The 19644-nt window shown below is 35.9% G+C and carries 14 protein-coding genes and 1 other annotated feature; of the genes, 7 read left to right on the top strand and 7 right to left on the bottom strand.

Annotation, left to right across the window (positions count from 1 at the left end; genetic code table 11):
• The first annotated feature begins 119 nt into the window (after positions 1 to 119).
• From Q0W95_RS04845 to Q0W95_RS04835, 3 genes are all read left to right on the top strand, one after another.
• Entirely contained in the window at positions 120 to 935 is an 816-nt protein-coding gene (locus Q0W95_RS04845) for a pyruvate, water dikinase regulatory protein (RefSeq protein ID WP_297790422.1), read from the top strand.
• Positions 932 to 3559, top strand: coding sequence for a pyruvate, phosphate dikinase (gene ppdK, locus Q0W95_RS04840; protein ID WP_297790420.1), 2628 nt, complete (start codon positions 932 to 934; stop codon positions 3557 to 3559). The genes Q0W95_RS04845 and ppdK overlap by 4 nt, the downstream gene beginning before the upstream one ends.
• A gap of 339 nt (positions 3560 to 3898) precedes the next feature.
• Positions 3899 to 5371 carry an aldehyde dehydrogenase family protein gene (locus tag Q0W95_RS04835; RefSeq protein ID WP_297790418.1) on the top strand — a complete coding sequence of 491 codons (1473 nt, stop codon included), beginning with the start codon at positions 3899 to 3901 and terminating at the stop codon, positions 5369 to 5371.
• Positions 5372 to 5592: 221 nt separating this feature from the next.
• Here the strand turns inward: Q0W95_RS04835 and Q0W95_RS04830 are convergent, their stop codons facing one another.
• From Q0W95_RS04830 to raiA, 6 genes are all read right to left on the bottom strand, one after another.
• Positions 5593 to 6897: a sodium-dependent transporter gene (locus tag Q0W95_RS04830; protein WP_297790416.1), complete on the bottom strand. Its 1305-nt coding sequence runs from the start codon at positions 6895 to 6897 to the stop codon at positions 5593 to 5595.
• A 111-nt stretch (positions 6898 to 7008) separates the two neighbouring features.
• A complete protein-coding gene (locus Q0W95_RS04825; protein ID WP_297790415.1) occupies positions 7009 to 8301 on the bottom strand; it encodes a sodium-dependent transporter in 1293 nt (430 codons plus the stop codon).
• 68 nt (positions 8302 to 8369) lie between these two features.
• On the bottom strand, positions 8370 to 9452 hold the full coding sequence (trpS, locus tag Q0W95_RS04820) for a tryptophan--tRNA ligase (protein WP_297790414.1): 1083 nt from the start codon (positions 9450 to 9452) through the stop codon (positions 8370 to 8372).
• A 49-nt stretch (positions 9453 to 9501) separates the two neighbouring features.
• A protein-coding gene (gene prfB / locus Q0W95_RS04815; RefSeq protein ID WP_297790413.1) for a peptide chain release factor 2 occupies positions 9502 to 10606 on the bottom strand; the annotation gives its coding sequence in 2 pieces (ribosomal slippage) (positions 9502 to 10530 and positions 10532 to 10606; 1104 coding nt in all).
• 1 nt (position 10607) lies between these two features.
• On the bottom strand, positions 10608 to 13325 hold the full coding sequence (gene secA / locus Q0W95_RS04810; protein WP_297790412.1) for a preprotein translocase subunit SecA: 2718 nt from the start codon (positions 13323 to 13325) through the stop codon (positions 10608 to 10610).
• 248 nt (positions 13326 to 13573) lie between these two features.
• Positions 13574 to 14110, bottom strand: a complete 537-nt coding sequence (gene raiA / locus Q0W95_RS04805; RefSeq protein ID WP_297790411.1) for a ribosome-associated translation inhibitor RaiA — start codon at positions 14108 to 14110, stop codon at positions 13574 to 13576.
• Positions 14111 to 14225: 115 nt separating this feature from the next.
• Here raiA and Q0W95_RS04800 point away from each other — a divergent pair, with 115 nt between their 5' ends.
• The 4 genes from Q0W95_RS04800 to Q0W95_RS04785 all read left to right on the top strand — a co-directional run bounded on the left by Q0W95_RS04800 (position 14226) and on the right by Q0W95_RS04785 (position 19209).
• Positions 14226 to 16145 (top strand): S9 family peptidase, encoded by a 1920-nt coding sequence (locus Q0W95_RS04800; RefSeq protein WP_297790409.1) that lies wholly within the window; start codon positions 14226 to 14228, stop codon positions 16143 to 16145.
• Positions 16135 to 17109 (top strand): YihY/virulence factor BrkB family protein, encoded by a 975-nt coding sequence (locus tag Q0W95_RS04795; protein WP_297790407.1) that lies wholly within the window; start codon positions 16135 to 16137, stop codon positions 17107 to 17109. The genes Q0W95_RS04800 and Q0W95_RS04795 overlap by 11 nt, the downstream gene beginning before the upstream one ends.
• A complete protein-coding gene (locus tag Q0W95_RS04790; protein WP_297790405.1) occupies positions 17099 to 17632 on the top strand; it encodes a 5-formyltetrahydrofolate cyclo-ligase in 534 nt (177 codons plus the stop codon). The genes Q0W95_RS04795 and Q0W95_RS04790 overlap by 11 nt, the downstream gene beginning before the upstream one ends.
• Before the next feature lie 57 nt (positions 17633 to 17689).
• Positions 17690 to 17924, top strand: a binding site (T-box leader).
• A gap of 124 nt (positions 17925 to 18048) precedes the next feature.
• Entirely contained in the window at positions 18049 to 19209 is a 1161-nt protein-coding gene (locus Q0W95_RS04785) for a 5-methyltetrahydropteroyltriglutamate--homocysteine methyltransferase (protein ID WP_297790403.1), read from the top strand.
• A 72-nt stretch (positions 19210 to 19281) separates the two neighbouring features.
• Here the strand turns inward: Q0W95_RS04785 and Q0W95_RS04780 are convergent.
• Positions 19282 to 19644, bottom strand: a 363-nt coding sequence (locus tag Q0W95_RS04780; RefSeq protein WP_366800488.1) for an aminoacyl--tRNA ligase-related protein, incomplete at its 5' end; no start/stop codon positions are given.

The raw sequence follows: 19644 nt of genomic DNA, 5'->3' as shown, positions 1-19644 counted from the left end.
TGATTTCCCATATATATCCTGTTATTTTTCAACATTTATAAATTTTTTATGGAAAAGTTTTCATTGTTGAATTTTTTTGGTATAATATAATAAGAATCAATAATAAGGAGTGAAAAAAATTGGATATTTATATTATTTCGGATACTGCGGGTCTTGCCCTATCAGAAATAGTTAATTTCTCTTTGAAGCAATTTGATGTTACCTACAACGTCTACATCAAATCTCCTATCAGAGACCTAGACTTACTATCCGAAACATTAGCAAGCATTAAAAATACAAATATAATAATCTATCACTCTTTTCAGGATTCTAAGATGAGTGCATATGTGCAAAACTTTACCCAAAGTCATGAAATCAGTGCGATAGATTTGATGGGCTATTCCATCAATAGTCTTAGTTCGATTTTAGGCAAAAAGCCGAGTGAGTCCCCTAAATTTATTGATGTTTATGAAACTGAACATTTCAGAAGGCTTGATGCTTTGAATTTCGCTTTAAAATTTGATGATGGAGCTGATTTTAGGGGGATAAAATTTTGTGATGTCGCAATTATCGGAGTTTCTAGATCATCTAAAACTCCCCTATCAATGTATTTGGCTAGTAAGGGACTCAAAGTATCAAATATTCCTTTAATTTTGGATTCAAAGGCTCCCCGAGAATTGTTTGAAATAGATCCTAATAGAATATTTGGTCTTACAATTGATAAGGTTGTTCTTAAAAATGTTAGAGATGCTAGGCTTAAATCCTTGAATCTTTCTGATGATTCAATTTATTCAAGTATGGAAAGGATAGAAAAAGAGCTTGACTATGCTAAAAATTTTATGGATGATTTGGGGTGTATGGTAATTGATGTTACTTATAGGTCTATCGAAGAAACATCAGATATTATTCTTAATTATTTAAACAAAAATAGGTTATTGGAAAGGAAAGAAAAATGACAAACAAATACGTTTATAACTTTAACGAAGGAAACATGTCAATGAGAGCCCTCTTGGGTGGTAAAGGTGCAAACCTCGCAGAGATGACCAACCTTGGTATTACAGTACCTTATGGTTTTACAATCACTACTGAGGCTTGTACCAGATTTTACAAAGAAGATAAGAAACTTTGGGACGATTTGAACAAAGAAGTTACCCAACATATCAAAGACCTAGAAGAAGCTAATGGAAAGACTTTTGGTTCAACAGAAGATCCTCTTCTTGTTTCAGTAAGGTCAGGTGCTCCTATTTCAATGCCTGGTATGATGGATACAATCTTGAATCTTGGTCTTAATGATGATGCAGTTATTGGACTTGCTAAGAAAACTGATAATGAAAGATTCGCTTATGATTCTTACAGACGTTTTATCCAAATGTTTGCAGATGTTGCTATGGAGCTAGATAAGAATAATTTTGAAAAACTTCTTACAGCTAAGAAAGAAGCTAAGGGTGTTAAGCTTGATACTGAACTTGATGCAAACGATTTAAAAGAGTTAGTGGAAGAATATAAGGTAAAATATAGAGAACTAAAAGGCGAAGATTTCCCTCAAGAACCAAGAGCTCAACTTGATGCAGCTATTTCTGCTGTATTTAGATCTTGGGGAAATGATAGAGCAATTCTCTACAGAAAACTAAATGATATTGATGATGCTATGGGTACAGCTGTTAACGTTCAGTCTATGGTATTTGGTAATATGGGAGAAACATCTGGTACAGGTGTAGCTTTTTCAAGAAACCCAGCTACTGGTGAAAATGTGCTTTTCGGTGAATACCTAATTAATGCCCAAGGCGAGGACGTTGTTGCTGGTGTAAGAACTCCACAAGAAATTGCAACTCTTAAAGAAGCTATGCCAGAAGTTTACCAACAATTCTTCGAAACTTCAGAAAAACTCGAACAACACTACAAAGATATGCAAGATATGGAATTTACTATCCAAGATGGTAAACTCTTCCTTCTCCAAACAAGAAATGGTAAGAGAACTGCTCAAGCTGCTGTAAAAGTTGCTGTTGATTTGGTAGAAGAAGGACTAATTGATGAAAAAGAAGCTGTGCTTAGGGTTAACCCAAGAGACTTAGACGGACTTCTCCACCCTACTTTCACTCAAAAAGCGATAGATACAAATGAACCTATCACTAGAGGACTAGCTGCATCTCCAGGGGCTGCTGTTGGTAAAATTGCCTTCTCTGCCAAAGAAGCTGCTAAGAGAGCTGCTGAAGGTGAAGCTGTAATTCTCGTTCGTGAAGAAACATCTCCAGAAGACCTTGAAGGTATGGTATCTGCTAAGGGTATCCTTACTGCCCGTGGAGGAATGACAAGCCACGCTGCCGTAGTAGCCAGAGGTATGGGTAAGTGTTGTGTTGCTGGTGCAGGAGATATGCACGTTGATGAATATGAACATACAGTAAGAGTCGGAGATAAGGTTTATACTGGTGATGATGTAATCTCAATTGATGGTTCAACTGGTGCAATTTATGCAGGAAACCTTGAAACACAACCACCACAACTTGCAGGTGCTTTTGGTACCTTTATGGGTTGGGTTGACAAATATAGAGATATGAAAGTTAGAACAAACGCTGATACCCCAAGAGATGTAGCTCAAGCTCTTGACTTCGGTGCTGAAGGTATCGGTCTATGTAGAACAGAACATATGTTCTTTAAAGAAGATAGAATCTTCCAAGTTCGTAAAATGATTCTTGCAAGCGATCTTGAGACAAGGCAAGCTGCTCTTGATAAGATTCTTCCAATGCAAGAAGATGACTTCTATCAAATCTACTCATTAATGAAAGAAAGGCCTGTTACAGTAAGACTTCTTGATCCACCACTTCACGAATTCCTTCCAAAGGGTGAAACTGAAATAAAAGACCTTGCCCTTGAATTAAATATTCAACCAGCAAGAGTTAAAGAAAGAATTGCTGAACTTCAAGAAGTTAACCCTATGTTAGGTTTCAGAGGTCTAAGACTAGCTGTTATATATCCAGAAATTGCAAGAATGCAAGCTCGTGCAATAATCCAAGCTGCAATCCACTGCAAACAAGATGGAATTGAAGTTGTGCCTGAAATAATGATTCCACTTTCAAGTGATGTATTCGAACTTAAAACTGTAAAAGATACTGTAGAAGATGAAATTAAAAAAGTATTTGAAGAAAAGGGATGCGAAGTTAAATACCTATTAGGTACAATGATTGAAATTCCTAGAGCTGCAATCACAGCTGATGAAATAGCTCAAATCACAGATTTCTTCAGCTTTGGTACTAACGACCTAACACAAATGACCTTTGGTTTATCAAGAGATGATGCTGGAAAATTCCTACCTGCTTACATCGACAAAGATATCTTTGAAAAAGATCCTTTCCAAGTCCTAGATCAAAAAGGTGTTGGCTTCTTAGTAGAAACTGCTGTTGAAAAGGGTAGAAAATCCAATCCTGCTCTCCACTTAGGTATCTGTGGTGAACATGGTGGTGAGCCAAGTACAGTTAAATACCTCTATAATGTTGGACTTGATTATGTATCATGTTCTCCATTCAGGGTTCCAATAGCTAAACTTGCCGCTGCTCAAGCTGCTATAGAAAAAGAAAATAAATAATATTCCAAGTTAATTCCAAATTTTTAGAAAACTTTAGGGCTGATACAAGATGATTGAGCCCTTCCACTAGCATTAGAAATCTCTCCTTTGAAGGTTTATAAACTCTTATGGCAAACTTCCTAGGAGAATCTTCTAATGTATGGAAGGACTATCATAAATCGTTTTGTACCAGCCCATTTTCTTTTAAAAATCTCCTCCTTTATTTCCCACTCTTGTTGGCTAAGAAGTTTTTACAAATAATTTACTTATATTTTTACCACAGAACAAATTTTTATTGTTTATTAACTATATAAGCTGGGTATCATTAGACTACGAGAGTTAAATTCAAAGGAGATTAAAATGGATATTAAAAATAGATATGACTTATATATAGATGGAGAATGGGTTAAACCTGCAAGTGGAGAATATCTTGATGTAATAAATCCTGCTACGGGAGAAAAGTTATCAGAATTTGCTACTGCAAATGACAGTGATGTTGATAAGGCAATAACTGCTGCTAGAGCTTGTTTTGAAGGAGAATATGGATCTTGGTCTAAAGAAACTCGTGCAAGCCTTCTTAATAAAATAGCTGATAGAATCGAAGAAAATCTTGATTATCTTGCTAAAATCGAAACTATGGATAATGGCAAAGCGATAAGAGAAACAACTCTTGTAGACCTACCTTGGGTTGTTGACCACTTTAGATACTTCGCCAGCATTTTGAGAGCTAGTGAAGATGAAATTTCAAAACTTGACGGAAGGTTTTTATCTATTAGAACTAGAGAACCTCTAGGAGTTGTTGGACAAATGATTCCTTGGAACTTTCCTTTGTTGATGGCTGCTTGGAAACTTGCTCCAGCCATAGCTGGTGGAAACACAATAGTAATCTCACCTTCTTCCAATACTTCCCTTGGACTTTTGGAGATGATTAGGATAATTGAGGACCTTTTGCCAAAGGGACTTATAAATATTGTAAGTGGAAAGGGTTCAAAAACTGGAGAGTATCTCCAACACCACAAGGGACTCGATAAGCTTGCCTTTACTGGTTCAACTAGTGTTGGTCGCCATATAGGAATTTCTGCTGCCGAAAACCTAATTCCATCAACGCTAGAGCTAGGTGGTAAGTCTGCTCATATTATCTTTGATGATGCTGATATAGAAAAAGCACTTGAAGGTGCGCAAGTAGGTATCCTCTTTAACCAAGGAGAAGTTTGCTCAGCAGGTTCAAGGCTCTTTATTCAAGAAGGAATTTACGATGAATTTGTCGATAAATTAGTAGAAGCCTTTGAGAAAGTAAAAGTTGGTAACCCACTTAACCCTACAACACAAATGGGAGCCCTAAGAGATGAAAAAAGGATTCCTGTCATCCAATCCTTTGTAGATAAGGCTGTTGAAGCTGGCGGAAAAATTCTAACTGGAGGCAAGAGACTTACAGAAAATGGCCTTGATAAGGGTGCTTTCTATGCTCCAACTATCCTTGCCGATGTTCCAAAAGATAACGAAGCTTACACAGAAGAAATCTTCGGACCAGTACTTATAGTAAATAAATTTAAGGATGAAGATGATGTAATAAAAATGGCAAATGATTCCCACTACGGCCTTGGTGGAGGAATTTATTCAAATGATATGTATAGAATTATGAAAGTCGCAAATGCCCTCCAAACAGGAAGAATTTGGGTAAATACCTACAACCAATTCCCAGCAGGAGCTCCTTTCGGTGGTTACAAGGATTCTGGAATCGGAAGAGAAACTGATAAACTTGCCCTAGATGCCTACACTCAAGTTAAAAACATCATAGTAGATACTTCAAAAGATAAGCTAGGTTTTTATTAAAATAAAGCAAATGCTTAAATTTACCCCTCAAGTATAGTTAATTTTATCTAAGCGGAATAGATTCTTCCAACAAGAATCCTTCCGCTTATTTTTCTTAAAATTTAAAGGCCCTATAAAAATAGTGCTGGCAAAAGTATTATTTACTTTCACCACCACTACTTATTATAGAGCCTTTTATACTCTTATATTAGTTGTAATCTTTATCTTAATATTCTAATTATCTAAAACGAAATTTTGAATATAAGAGCTATCAAACATAGGATTATAGCAATTGGTGTGTAGATATATTTTCCTATCTTATACCATGTTTGCCCATATTTTTTACTAGCACCCTGGTTAATCTCCCCAATTAGCTTATCCTTAGCTAGGATATAAAACCATGTTACAGCACCTATTGATGCTCCTATTGGTATAATGTAGATTGAAATGATATCCATAAATGGTCCCCATTGACTGATCATTTCCATTTTTACCCCAATGCCGAATACAAATATTCCAATTACAATCAAGGCAATATTTCTCTTTATTTTTGGGAATCTATGCATTAATGATTCTGCAACAACTTCAAACATATTCTGGAGGGAGGATATCCCAGCAAGAATTACTGCTAAGTACAAGATTATAGCGAATATTCTTCCTAAAAACATATCTTGTAAAATCTTCGGTAAAACTTGGAACAATAGGCCAGGTCCTCCTGCTTGATCCATCTTATAAACCATAATTGATGGAATTATTACGCATGAAGCTAGAAGAGCTGCTACTGTGTCAAGTAAGCCTGTCATTTTAGAAGATGAAACAATATCTTCATTCTTGTTTAAGTAAGCTCCACAAACTATCATCCCCGATCCTGTTACTGATAGAGAGAAGAAAGCTTGACCCATAGCTTGAACTACAGTGTTAATATTCAAAGCCTGTGGATCAAATCTAAACATATATTTGTAGCCTTCTATAGCCCCATCGAGGGTAAAGATTTTAATGGCTAAAACTACAAATAAGATGAAAAAAGTCGGCATCATAAATTTATTGGACTTTTCAATAGTGCTTGCTCCACCTATGCAAGTAACAAGAGTTATTGCTATTACAAGAAAGTGATAGATAACCACTGAGTATGGACTCAATGAAAATGAATCGAACCAAGTAGATGTATCTGCAACCATAAGCTCTCCAGTCAACGAATTTACTAAGGCCTTAAATACATAAGAAACAATAACAGCATATCCGACTGCTATCAAAAGTGAACCTAGCAAAGGAATGAAACCAATATTTTTTCCAATAAAGTTATCTTTATTTCTAGTCTTAAAGGATTTATAATAAGCTCCTAGGGTTCCTGTACCAGCATATCTGCCTACTGCAAACTCACTCGAAAGTCCAACATAGGAAAATATAACAACAAAAACTAGGTAAGCAAGAAGAAAGACAAGCCCTCCTTGCTGAAACTTGTAAGGAAAGCCCCATACATTTGCCATTCCTACTGCAGAGCCCACAGCAGTTAGTATAAAACCTATTTTTGAATTAAATTTGTTCATAATTACTCCTTGAGCTTTAAAAAAGTTTTTCACTTTAAAGCATGTTAGTATTATATCACAAACTTTAAATAAGTAAAGTTTTTTAATAAAAAAATTCCCATGAGGGAATTTCTACATAAGAATAGTAAGAATGCAAATCACTATAACTAAGGGTGTGTACAAGTATTTTCCAATCTTGTACCAAGTTTCGCCATAGGTCTTGCCAGCACCCATATTTATTTCATCCATCAAAGTTTTTTTATCAAGAATAAAAAACCAAGTTACTGCCCCAATCATAGCTCCTATAGGAATAATATAAATTGAAATTATATCCATAAATGGACCCCATTGGCTGATTTTTTCTATATTTAGTCCAACTATAAAAACAAAAATAGCTAATACATACAAAACTAGCTTACGATTTAATCTATCAAACTTGTAATCTAATGATTCTACAACAACTTCAAACATAATTTGCAAAGAAGAAATGCCTGCAAAGAGAACTGCAAGATATAAGATTATTGCAAATAGCCTTCCTCCCTCAATATTTTGGAGAATAGTTGGTAGGACTTGAAAAAGGAGACCTGGTCCTCCTGCTTGGTCCATATAAAAAACAATTACAGATGGAATCATAACTAATGCTGCAACTAGGGCTGCTATTGTATCCAGAAGTCCCGTCATCTTTGATGAATAAACTATATCCTCATCCTTATGGAGATAGGCCCCACAAATCATCATTGCCGAACCTGTTATTGATAGGGAAAAGAAAGCCTGACCCATAGCCGATACAACTGTTCCAATCCTTATCTGACTCTTATCAATCCTAAACATATACCTGTAGCCTTCAAGAGCATTTGGCAAGGTTAGAATTTTGATTGCAATTACTATAAATAGTATAAAAAAAGCTGGCATCATAAATTTGCTGGATTTTTCTAAAGTTTTTGCCGAACCCAAACAATTAACGAGAGTTAGGATTATTACCAAAAGGTGGAAGATTCCCACAGAATACTTGGTGTTTGTCAAGTCTTCATACCACGATGCCACATCACTAGTCATAAGAGTTCCAGTCAAAGAATCAAAAAGAGCCTTCATGATATAGGCTACAACAACTGCATAACCTATTGTAAGTAGCACAAGACCTATGAGAGGTAGGATTGAAATTGCTGTTCCTAGCTTAGGATTTTTTCCTTTGCTCGCAAAGGCCTTCTCATATGAACCTATGGTTCCAGTTTCTGCTATCCTACCAATTGCAAATTCGCTAGAAAGACCAACATAGGAAAATAGTCCAATAAAAAATATGTAGACTATTAAGAAAAAAAGTCCCCCTTCTTGGAGCTTATAGGGAAAGCCCCACACATTTGCCATCCCAACCGCAGAACCAACTGCTGTTAGGATAAAGCCTAACCTTGAATTAAATTTGTTCATTATTATTCCTTTCTTAAACTAAAAATCGGCTAGTTTACTTGCTCTATGCTCATAAGCTAGCCATATTTTTATTTGTATTTTTCTTGGAGAGTCTTGATTAAATCCTTATCCACAAAGTAATTAATCCCCATTGCTTTTTTAACTTCTTCTATCTTTTTCTGACCAGCTTCTCTTGCTCTTCTTGTTCCATCTTCTAAAATATCAAAGACTTTTTCAAGGTCTTTTTCTAAATCAGCTCGCTTATTTCTGATCGGTTCTAGCTCATCTTCCAAAACCTTGATTAGGAATTTCTTACACTTTACATCACCTAATCCGCCTCTTCTGTAGTGGTCTTTTAAGGCGTCTAAATTTTCATAGTCAGGCAAAAATTCTTTGAAATGTTCTGGCTTTGAAAAAACATCAAGGTAAGTAAAGACAATATTGCCCTCAACCCTACCTGGATCATCTATATTGATATGGTTAGGATCTGTATACATGCTCATTACTTTTTTCTTTACTGTTTTTTTATCATCAGCAAGGTAAATAGCATTTCCCAAAGACTTGCTCATCTTGGCTCCTCCATCAATGCCTGGCATCCTCCTTGCAATTTTTGTTTCAGGTAGGACTGCCTTAGGTTCAACAAAGGTCTTACCATAGATGTTATTAAAACTCCTAGCAAGCTCTCTTGCCTGCTCAAGCATAGGCTCTTGATCCTCACCAACTGGTACTATATTTGCATCAAATAACAAAATATCAGCAGCTTGGCTTACAGGATAAATCAAAAATCCCGCTGGAAGAGAAGTCTCAAAATTTCTAAGCTTAATTTCTGACTTAACTGTTGGATTTCTCTCAAGTCTTGATAGGGTTACAAGATTTAGGAAATAAAAGGTAAGTTCTGTTAACTCTGGAATTTGTGATTGGACAAAAAAAGTTACCTTGGCTGGGTCTAGTCCAACACTGAGATAGTCTAAGGCAACTTCTATTAAATTTTCCCTTATCTTTTCTGGATTATCAAAATTATCAGTAAGAGCTTGGCTATCCGCAATCATTACATACATTTTTTCAAAATCTGTTTCATTCTGCATCTTGACCCTATTTTTCAAGCTTCCTACATAATGACCAAGATGAAGTCTACCTGTAGGTCTATCACCTGTAAGTATTATATCTTTCAAAATTTCCTCCTAATATTCAAAAAAGGGAAGGGTCAAACCTTCCTCTTTCCTAATTACTTGCAAGATAAGCATCAATAAAGCCTTGGATATTGCCATCCATCACAGAATCTACATTTCCCATCTCATAATTTGTCCTGTGGTCTTTGACCATAGTATAGGGTTGGAAAACATAGGATCTGATTTGGCTACCCCAAGCTATTTGTGAATACTTGCCTTGGATGTCTTCAATTTTTTCTCTCTGCTCTTCTTCTTTGATTTGAACAAGTTTACTCATAAGTAAATTCATAGCTGTTTGCTTATTTTGAATCTGGCTTCTCTCTGCTTGACTTGTAGCAACAACTCCAGTTGGTATATGGGTAATCCTTACCGCTGAATCCGTCTTATTAACGTGTTGACCACCAGCTCCACTTGCCCTGTAAGTATCAATTCTCAAATCTGTTGGGTCAATATCTATCTCAATGTTATCATCGAGTTCTGGAAAAATATCCACCGAAGCAAAGGAAGTATGTCTCCTAGATTGACTATCAAAGGGTGATATCCTAACAAGCCTATGAACACCCTTCTCGCCCTTTAGATAGCCATATGCATAGCTTCCCTTGACATGAATAGTTACAGATTTGATACCACCCGCTTCTTCATTATTCAAATCCTTGATTTCATACTTGAAGCCTTGGTCGTCAAAATACCTGCAATACATCCTAAAGAGCATATCAGCCCAGTCAGTAGCCTCAAGACCACCTGCCCCAGCATTTATTGACAGATAAGCATTGTTCTTATCATATTCCCCACTAAGCTGGGTTTTAAGCTTCATTTTTTGAGAAAGCTTGTCAAGGCTTCTCAAAGAAGCCTCGACCCCCTCAAGAGTTTCGACCTCACTATCCTCGCTAAGTTCTACCAAGTCAAGAATATCAACATTATCACTTATGCCATTTTTTAAGCTTTGGTAGTCCTTTAGATCTTCTTTCTTGATAGCTAAATCTGCCATGATTTTTTGGGCAGTAGCAGAATCATTCCAAAAATCTGGACTTGAAGTTTTTTGCTCAAGCTCTCTTACTTCTTTTTCAAGACTAGCTGGGTCAAAGAGAATCTCCAATCAAATTCAATTTTTTCGTCAAATCTTCTATTTCAGATCTTAATTCAAAAATTTCTTTCATATTACTTCTTTACGTTAGATTTCTTAGCTTCACGTTCATGTCTTCTACGCTCAGCCCTATTGAGATTTTCCACATCTTCTTGCTCATCCATATCCTCAAGGCTTTCTTCGCTTGGTCTTAGGACTTGTTTTCTCTCAATATTTTGTCTAATTTCAACACCGAGCATATATTTTACAGTATCTTCTTGGATAGATCTAGTCATATCTTCATACATCTCGAAACCTTCATTAGTGTAAGCTCTTACAGGATCTTCTTGTCCCATAGCCCTTACTCCGATTTCCTTTCTCATTTGATCCATTGCATCAATATGATCCATCCATTTTTGGTCAATTACTCTAAGAAGAATTACCCTTTCAACCTCTCTCATATTATCAGGACCAAATTGGGCTTCCTTGTCCTCATACTTAGCTAGGGTTATATCTGTAATATAATCAATCAAATCTTTTTGAGTATAAGAGTTGATATTTTCAAAGTGTAGGGTTGAAACTGGCATAGAAAGACCATTTAGATAGTTTAGAAGGGCAGTCATCTCCCAATTTTCAGGTTTAACTTCAGGATTAGTGAAAGTATACACTGCATTTTCTATTACATCCTTAATCATAGCTATGATAGTTTCTTTCATATCTTGACCAAAGAGAACTTCTCTTCTTTCATTATAAATAATTGTTCTTTGCTTATTCATAACATCGTCGTATTGAAGGACTCTTTTTCTAGTTGCAAAATTGTTAGCCTCGACTCTTGTTTGAGCTCTCTCAACTGCCTTAGAAACCATCTTAGATACTATTGGCTCATTTTCATCGTAGTTATACTTTTCTACAAACTTAGCAACAGCCTCTCCACCATTAAGTCTAACCAAATCATCCTCAAGAGAGATAAAGAACCTTGACTTACCAGGGTCTCCTTGACGACCTGAACGACCTCTCAACTGGTTATCTATACGACGGGATTCATGTCTTTCAGAACCTATTATATAAAGACCACCGACTTCCTTTACTTTCTCAGCTTCCGCCTTAATTTCTGGTCTATAGATATCCTTGTAGTGTCTATACTTCTTACGAGCATCTAGGACGGCTTGGTCACTTGTCTCTGCGAAAGAGTCAACTTGTTCGAGAACTTCCTCAGCCACTCCCTCTCTTTTAAGTCTAGACATAGCCATGTGGTCTACGTTACCACCGAGCATAATATCTGTACCACGACCAGCCATGTTGGTTGCGATAGTTACTTGGTTTAATCTACCTGCTTGGGCGACTATATCAGCTTCTCTTTCGTGATTTTTAGCATTCAAAACTGTGTGAGTTATACCAGCCTTCTTTAAGGCCTCAGATAATCTCTCACTTGCTTCTATTGATATTGTTCCGACAAGAATAGGTTGACCCGTAGCATGAACTCTATTGATCTCATCAATAATAGCATTAAACTTACCACGTTCATTGATATATACATAATCAACATCATCATGTCTTTGTACTGGTCTATTTGTAGGAATTTCAACAACGTCAAGCTTGTAAATTTCACTAAACTCGTCTTCCTCAGTCTTAGCAGTACCAGTCATACCTGAAAGTTTATCATACATTCTAAAGTAGTTTTGGAAGGTAATTGTTGCAAGAGTTTTGCTCTCAGCCTTAACTTCTACCCCTTCTTTAGCTTCAATAGCTTGGTGAAGACCATCTGAAAATCTCCTACCTTGCATAATACGACCTGTAAACTCATCTACAATCTCAACTTCCCCATGGTTAACTACATAGTCAATATCCCTTGTCATTGTAGTATTTGCCTTTAAGGCGTTGTTGATGTAGTGGGCAAGCTCGATATTATCTGTATCTGAAAGGTTGTCTATACCAAAGAATTTTTCAGCCTTAGCTGTACCTTTTTCTGTGAGGTTGGATGACTTTCTCTTCTCATCTACAAGGAAATCAACATCTTCAACCTTAAATTCCCTATCAAAAGGATCAATATCTGCATCCTCATTAGGATCAAGGATTCTTCCCTCTAGGGTTTGAATAAACTCATTTGCCCTAACATAAGTATCAGTAGATTCATCCCCTTGACCAGAAATAATAAGTGGAGTTCTAGCCTCATCTATAAGAATTGAGTCAACCTCATCGACTATAGCATAGTGAAGGTCTCTTTGAACCATATCATCCTTATAGATAACCATGTTGTCTCTTAAATAATCGAAACCAAATTGGTTGTTAGTTCCGTAAGTAATATCTGCGTTGTAGTTCTTCTTTCTCTCGCTATTTGTAAGTCCATAAACTATACAACCAACAGTTAGACCTAGGAAAGTATGTACCTTACCCATCCACTCTTGGTCACGCTTAGCAAGGTAGTCGTTAACTGTTACGACGTGAACTCCCCTACCTGTAAGAGCATTTAAGTAAGAAGGAAGCGTAGCCACAAGGGTCTTACCTTCACCAGTTCTCATCTCTGCGATTTGTCCATTGTGAAGAACAATACCACCCAAAAGTTGGACTGGATAATGTTTCATACCCAAAACTCTGGAACTTGCTTCTCTTACCACTGCGAAAGCCTCAACTAATAAGTCATCAACAGTTTCACCTTGTGCTAATCTTTGTTTAAATTCACTAGTTTTGTTTTGCAATTGCAAATCTGTAAGTTTTTGCATAGATTCATCTAGCGCAAGGATTTGATCAACAAGTTTTTGGTTTTGCTCAATTTCCTTTTGGCTAAATGACTTAAATAAATTAAATAATGCCAAATTATTCACTCTCCAATTCTTCTTATGTAAGCACCTGACCTTAGCAAGGAAAGGATTTTACTCTTATATATTAAAGCAAAAAGCGATTTTTGTAAAATAAATCACTCAACCTTATATATTCGCTCCTATTACTATACCAGTTAATTTTGATAAAAAAATTATTTTACAAATATTTTTACTACTTTTTAAATTTTTTCCAAGAAAAAAGAGGACTTATAAAAGTCCCCTAGTTAAGTTACCTTATATTATCAGTCCAAGCTAGGAATGATTTGTCCGTAATCACCTTTTCTTCTTCTATAAACTACCCTAACTTGCATATCTTCGCTATCGAGATATACGAAGAAGTTATGATCTAGCAATTCCATTTGAAGGATTGCTTCTTCAGCGCTCATTGGTTTGACGTGGATTTCTTTGGTTCTTACAATGTTTATCTCATCATCCTTTCCCTCTTCATCAACAGAGAAGTTGTCAAACTTAATGCTCTTTTCTGCTTGTCTGTCTCTCATTAGTTTTGTCTTGTTTTTTCTAATTTGGCTTACAAGTCCATCTATATTTTTATCTATGGCAGTTGGGTAGGCTGAATCACTTGTTTCAGCTCTTAGGATTCTTCCTCCATCAAGGTAGGCTGTTGTTTCTACAACAAAATCGTTGCCCTCCTTAGAAAACCTAACGTCCATTTCTTGTTCATCATGGAAGTATTTATCTAGCCTATCAAACTTCTTGTCAGCTTCAAATCTGATATCGTCAGTAAGTGTAAAATTCTTGGCTATTAAATTCAATTTCATAATACCCTCCTAATTTCTTTTTATATTAATACCCGAATTAATTTATTATAAACGTTTTCTTTTAAAAAAATTAAATATTAAAGTATAATGGATAAAGATATGTAAAGGAGTAATTATGAACGATACCAAATTAAAAGATATTTTAGACTATAAATTTTTATCAAACCTAGAAATTTCAAAAGGTGGTGATAAATTAGCTTACAAGATGACTAAAGCAAATTGCAAAGACAATAAATACGATAGCAATTTATTTATTTATGATCTACATTCAAAAGAAAATTACCAAGCAACCGATGACAATGAGGCTTCGATTTTCACTTTCGATAAAGATGCTAACCTCGTTTATAAAAAAGACTCAACAGATGAAAAAGACACCTTTTTTGTCAAAGCTGGATCTGGAGTTGGCCATAAATATTTTTCTCTAGCCAAGGATGTTTCATCTATCAAGTGGCTTAAAGATGAACTTTTCCTAGTAAAGGCAAGTGAGAAAAAATCAAAAGAAGAACAAGAAAAAATCAAAGATGAATCATATTTCAAGGAAGTAACTAAGCTCCCATTTTATTTTAATGGAGCTGGTTTTCTAAAAGACGAACAGGTAGCCTACTATTTTTATGATAAAGCAAAGGATGAACTTGACTTACTTGTGGAATCTGATCCAACAACTAACCTAACTTTTTGCCATATAAATGAAAATTTGGACAAAATTCTATTTTTAAAAGCCAATAACACGCCAAATGGTGTGATGGAGCTTGTTGAAGATTTAGTCTTATTTGATGTTAAGGAAAAGAAAGTAGAAACCTTAATTAGTAAGGAATTTTCCTACTCCACTGCAAGGTTTATTGGAAATAGGATTGTCTTTGTAGCTACCGATATGAAAAAGGGTGGCATTAACGAAGATGCTCTAATCTATTCTTGCGATTATGATGGAAATTACACCCTTCTTTCTCCAAGTGATTTCGACATGGCTTTTGGCAATTCTATAGGAACTGACGCAAGGTTCGGGACTTCAAGAACCTTTGAAGTAGCCAACAATAAGCTCTACTTTGTCGTTACAGAATTTGAAGATAGCCCCCTATATTCTATAGATCTTTCTGGAAATATTACTAAAGAAATTTCTAGTAAGGTCGAGGACTTTGTTGTAGCTGGCGATGATATATATTATTTTTCAATGGATAAGGATACTCTCTATGAATTAAAGGCAACTACCTCTAGTGAACCTTTAATAGAAAACAAGGTAAATACTAGGGTTTGCCCTATAGAAACTTTCGACTTTGAATCAAATGGTGATAACCTAAAGGCTTATGTAATCCTTCCAAAAGATTTCGATGAAAATAAGAAATATCCCACCCTTCTTTCTGTTCATGGTGGACCAAAGACTGAATTATCAGACATTTTCCACCACGAACACCAAATGTTTGCCAACGATGGCTACATTGTAATTTACACCAATCCTCATGGTTCAAGTGGTCGAGGTGTGAAATTTTCTGATATAAGAGGAAAATATGGCGATATTGACTACGATGACCTAATGAAATTTACAGACCTTGCTCTGGAAAAATATCCGCAAATTGACAGTCAAAAGATGGGAGTTTATGGAGGGAGTTATGGTGGTTTTATGACCAATTGGATAATAGGGCACACCAATAGATTTAGGGCTGCCTGCTCCCAAAGGTCAATCTCCAACTGGACAAGCTTTTATGGAGTTTCCGACATAGGATATTATTTTGCAACTGATCAAACGGCTGGCGATATCTGGGAAGATTTTGACAAGTTATGGGAGCAATCTCCCCTAAAATATGCAAAAAATGTTACAACACCTACACTTTTCATCCACTCAGACGAAGACTATAGGTGTCCACTTGAACAAGGAATCCAGATGTATGCAAGAATAAAACTTAATGAAGTTCCTACAAAGATGTACATCTTCCACGGAGAAAACCATGAGCTATCTAGGTCTGGGAAACCAAAGGGCAGAATCAAAAGACTAGAAGAAATCAAATCCTGGTTTGACAAATACTTAAAAGATGAAAATTAAAAAAAATAATTTCAAAAGCTTTATATTAAATCTGGTAAATAGGATATCCAAGCATGATATAACAACATATTCTGCCGCCCTATCCTTCTATCTTCTCCAAGCCTCCATACCTCTCATGATGGTTCTTGTAACAGTCCTATCGTATTTTTTGGCAGGCAAGGAGGATATAATATTTAAGTTTGTGGATTTTTTGCCCAACACTACAAGCAAGCTAATAGTCGAAGCAATAAATATCCTACTCATCTCCTCACAATCGCCAACAGTAACGACACTTACAATCCTATTTGCCCTTTGGTCGGCGACTTCGGGGGTAAACAAGCTAATAAACGCCATCAACCATGCCTATGGACTCCACAACAACAAGCAAGCCATCAAGCAAAGACTTATGAGTATAATCTTTACCCTAGTTTTCATACTTTTAATTGTATTTTTATTAGTATTCCAAATTTATGGGACTAGCATAATCGGAATCTTCAATGCTCAAATAATAGAAAAAATCACAACTCATTTTGGAACGAATATCCAAGAAGGACTTGATTTGATATCATCTCCTATTTTCAAAATTTCATCTAACCTCGTTCCTTTTATGGTTATGGCTCTTGCTGTTGGCTTATTTTATAAATATTCACCATCAAATTCCAAGAATAGGATTACAAACAAAGAAGCATACTTGGGTGGGCTTTTTGTTAGTGTGGCAATATTTCTAGCAACCTTCGCCTACTCATTTTTTGTAAACAACTTCTCCAACCAATCCTTGGTTTATGGAGCTCTAGCTGGTATTCTTGCCCTCTTCATCTGGCTTTTGATAGTGTCAACCATGCTAATCCTTGGTGCGGAATGTATAGCAGCCTACAGAGAAGGCTACAAGAAAGATTTTTTTGATAAGAATATAAAAAAACCAGCAAATAAGACAATAAAGAAAAAAGTGATGCAGATATTCGAGAGGAAAATCCATGAAAAGTGAATTGAGGAGATTCTTCCTAAATCTCAGACGAGATATGGAAGAAGGAGAAATCAAACAAATATCAGATATAATTTTCGAGAGATTAATTGACCTTGACCTATACAAAAATTCCAAGTCAATTTTTGTATATGTTGCCCTAGATAAGGAAATCCAAACACAAAAAATCATTGACCATGCCTTAAAGACTGGTAAGGAAGTATATGTTCCCTACCTTTCAAATAAAATTATGACCGCAAATAAATTGGAAAGTTGGGATGAGCTTGTTGAGGGATCTTTTGGAATTAGGACAACACCATCTGAGATTTCCATAAGCAATCCCGACCTAAGCCTTGTCCCAGGGCTTTCCTTCGATTCCCATAAAAATAGACTTGGCTATGGTGGAGGCTACTACGATAAATTTTTGAAAAAAGCTGATACAATTTCAGTAGGACTTTTTGCAGATATTTTTAAGTCAGTAAACATTCCAGTTTTCGATTATGATATAAAGCTTGATTATATCCTAACTGAAAAGGTCTTTATTTAAAAAAATAAAAAATAATTTGACACCAAGCAAAAGTCTGTGTATAATTTGAAACATAGAAAATAAACTGTGATAAGAAAAGTAGATTTGATAGACCTACCCAGAGAGGCTATGGTTGGTGGAAATAGTCTGGAGAAGTCAAATTGAAAATGGCCTTTGAGTTTCTTGCCCGATATTTAAGGTAAGACGGGATCGCCCGTTATAGCGATAGAGTATGTTTGTACTCGATGAGTTATTAATTGTGAGATTAATTTGAAATTTAGGTGGTAACACGTGGCAGAGCCTCGTCCTTTATAGGATGGGGCTCTTTTTGAATTAATTTTTAAGGATACATAGTTAAATTTTCTAATGGCGCCATATTTGTTAGAATGTTACATTAAAAAGAATAAGTAAAAAAATAGAAAAAAAAGAGGTAAATTATGTCAAAAAGATTTTTAACTGTTGGATCATTACTAAGAAACCATGAATTATTAAAATATAAGAGAGAAATCGAAAACAGAGAAGATATCACCTATCCTTTCTATGAAGATTTAGAAGGATATAAAAATTGTGAGGATGCTTCCGTTTCCGATGTAGTAGAAAAACAACTAGCCCATGGTCTTGTCCAAGTTACTGACGGTGAATTTTCAAAGTCTCTATGGCATCTTGACTTTGTATGGGGTCTTGATGGTGTAGAAAGATTTATAAAAGAATCTGGCTACTTTTTTGAAGATAAGGATGGTTGCCACAAGTTTGAAACTAGGAAAGATATTGGTATAAGACTTGTCGGAAAACTCTCAGGCAAAAACCACGAATTTATCAACCACTTTATAAGACTTAAAAAATTGGTAAATGGTAGAAGTGAAGTCAAACAATGTATACCATCTCCTGCTCATATCTATGGAGAGCTTGTTAATTTTGGCTTTGTTAAAGATTCTACCTATTACAAATCAAACGAAGATTTTTGCTCAGACCTTATTAATTCCTACAAAGAATTTTTAGACGATTTCAAAGTTGCAGGCGGAAAAATAATCCAATTTGACGATTGCCTATGGGAACAGTTTGCAGATGAGGCAGATAATAGTCAATTTGATGGCAAAAGTAAGGAAGAGCTTAAAGACCTTAGCCTTGCTCAAAAATATATAGATATTAACAATGAAGTGATTGACTATGGACACGAGCTCGGACTTCTTGTCTATACCCACAACTGTAGGGGTAACTATGCATCAAGATTTTTTGGAGCTGGTAGCTATGATTCCATAGCCAACCTCTTTCTCAAAAATCAACATTACGATAGGTTCTACCTTGAGTGGGATGATGAAAGAGCAGGCTCATTAAAGGCTCTCGAGGTTTTCAAGGATAGGAATGATGTAGAAATAGTTCTAGGACTTTTATCAAGTAAGACCAATACCCTTGACGATGAGAAAAGAACCCTCGACCTCCTAACTAAGGCAAGTGAAATCATAGATAAAAACAGACTCTACCTATCCCACCAATGTGGCTTTGCCTCATGTGATTGCGGAAATGAACTAAGCGAAGAAGAGCAATGGAAGAAAATAGACCAAGGACAAAAAATAGCTAGCCAATTCTGGGGCGAATAAAATTTAAAATAAACTCTCCTAATATTTTTACAAAAAAAGCTTAGCAAAATTAATGCTAAGCTTTTTGGGCGTCTATTTAGTTTTTGGTTCAATTTTTTCCTTGCCACCCATATACATTTGGAGAGGAGCTGGAATTTTTACACTTCCGTCTGCTTGGAGGAGGTTTTCTAGGAAGGCTATTAGCATTCTTGGTGGAGCTACTACTGTGTTATTTAGGGTGTGGGCAAAGTAGGTGCCTTCTTCTCCCCTTAGTCTTATGCCGAGTCTCCTTGCTTGAGCATCTCCGAGGTTTGAGCAAGATCCTACTTCAAAGTATTTCTTTTGTCTTGGACTCCATGCCTCAACGTCGCATGATTTTACTTTGAGGTCGGCAAGGTCTCCTGAGCAACATTCGAGAGTTCTTACTGGGATTTCTAGGCTTCTAAAGAAGTCTAC

This window comes from uncultured Anaerococcus sp. (assembly GCF_947253225.1).
GTDB lineage: Bacteria > Bacillota > Clostridia > Tissierellales > Peptoniphilaceae > Anaerococcus.
This window is presented reverse-complemented; position numbering and strand designations above follow the sequence as displayed.

Excerpts from the sequence above, each read along its gene's own strand:
- Q0W95_RS04790 (WP_297790405.1), top strand. The coding sequence starts at position 17,099 with ATGAAAAGTGAATTGAGGAGATTCTTCCTAAATCTCAGACGAGATATG.
- raiA (WP_297790411.1), bottom strand. The coding sequence starts at position 14,110 with ATGAAATTGAATTTAATAGCCAAGAATTTTACACTTACTGACGATATC.
- Q0W95_RS04830 (WP_297790416.1), bottom strand. The coding sequence starts at position 6,897 with ATGAACAAATTTAATTCAAAAATAGGTTTTATACTAACTGCTGTGGGC.
- Q0W95_RS04835 (WP_297790418.1), top strand. The coding sequence starts at position 3,899 with ATGGATATTAAAAATAGATATGACTTATATATAGATGGAGAATGGGTT.
- Q0W95_RS04825 (WP_297790415.1), bottom strand. The coding sequence starts at position 8,301 with ATGAACAAATTTAATTCAAGGTTAGGCTTTATCCTAACAGCAGTTGGT.
- ppdK (WP_297790420.1), top strand. The coding sequence starts at position 932 with ATGACAAACAAATACGTTTATAACTTTAACGAAGGAAACATGTCAATG.
- Q0W95_RS04795 (WP_297790407.1), top strand. The coding sequence starts at position 16,135 with ATGAAAATTAAAAAAAATAATTTCAAAAGCTTTATATTAAATCTGGTA.
- Q0W95_RS04800 (WP_297790409.1), top strand. The coding sequence starts at position 14,226 with ATGAACGATACCAAATTAAAAGATATTTTAGACTATAAATTTTTATCA.
- Q0W95_RS04785 (WP_297790403.1), top strand. The coding sequence starts at position 18,049 with ATGTCAAAAAGATTTTTAACTGTTGGATCATTACTAAGAAACCATGAA.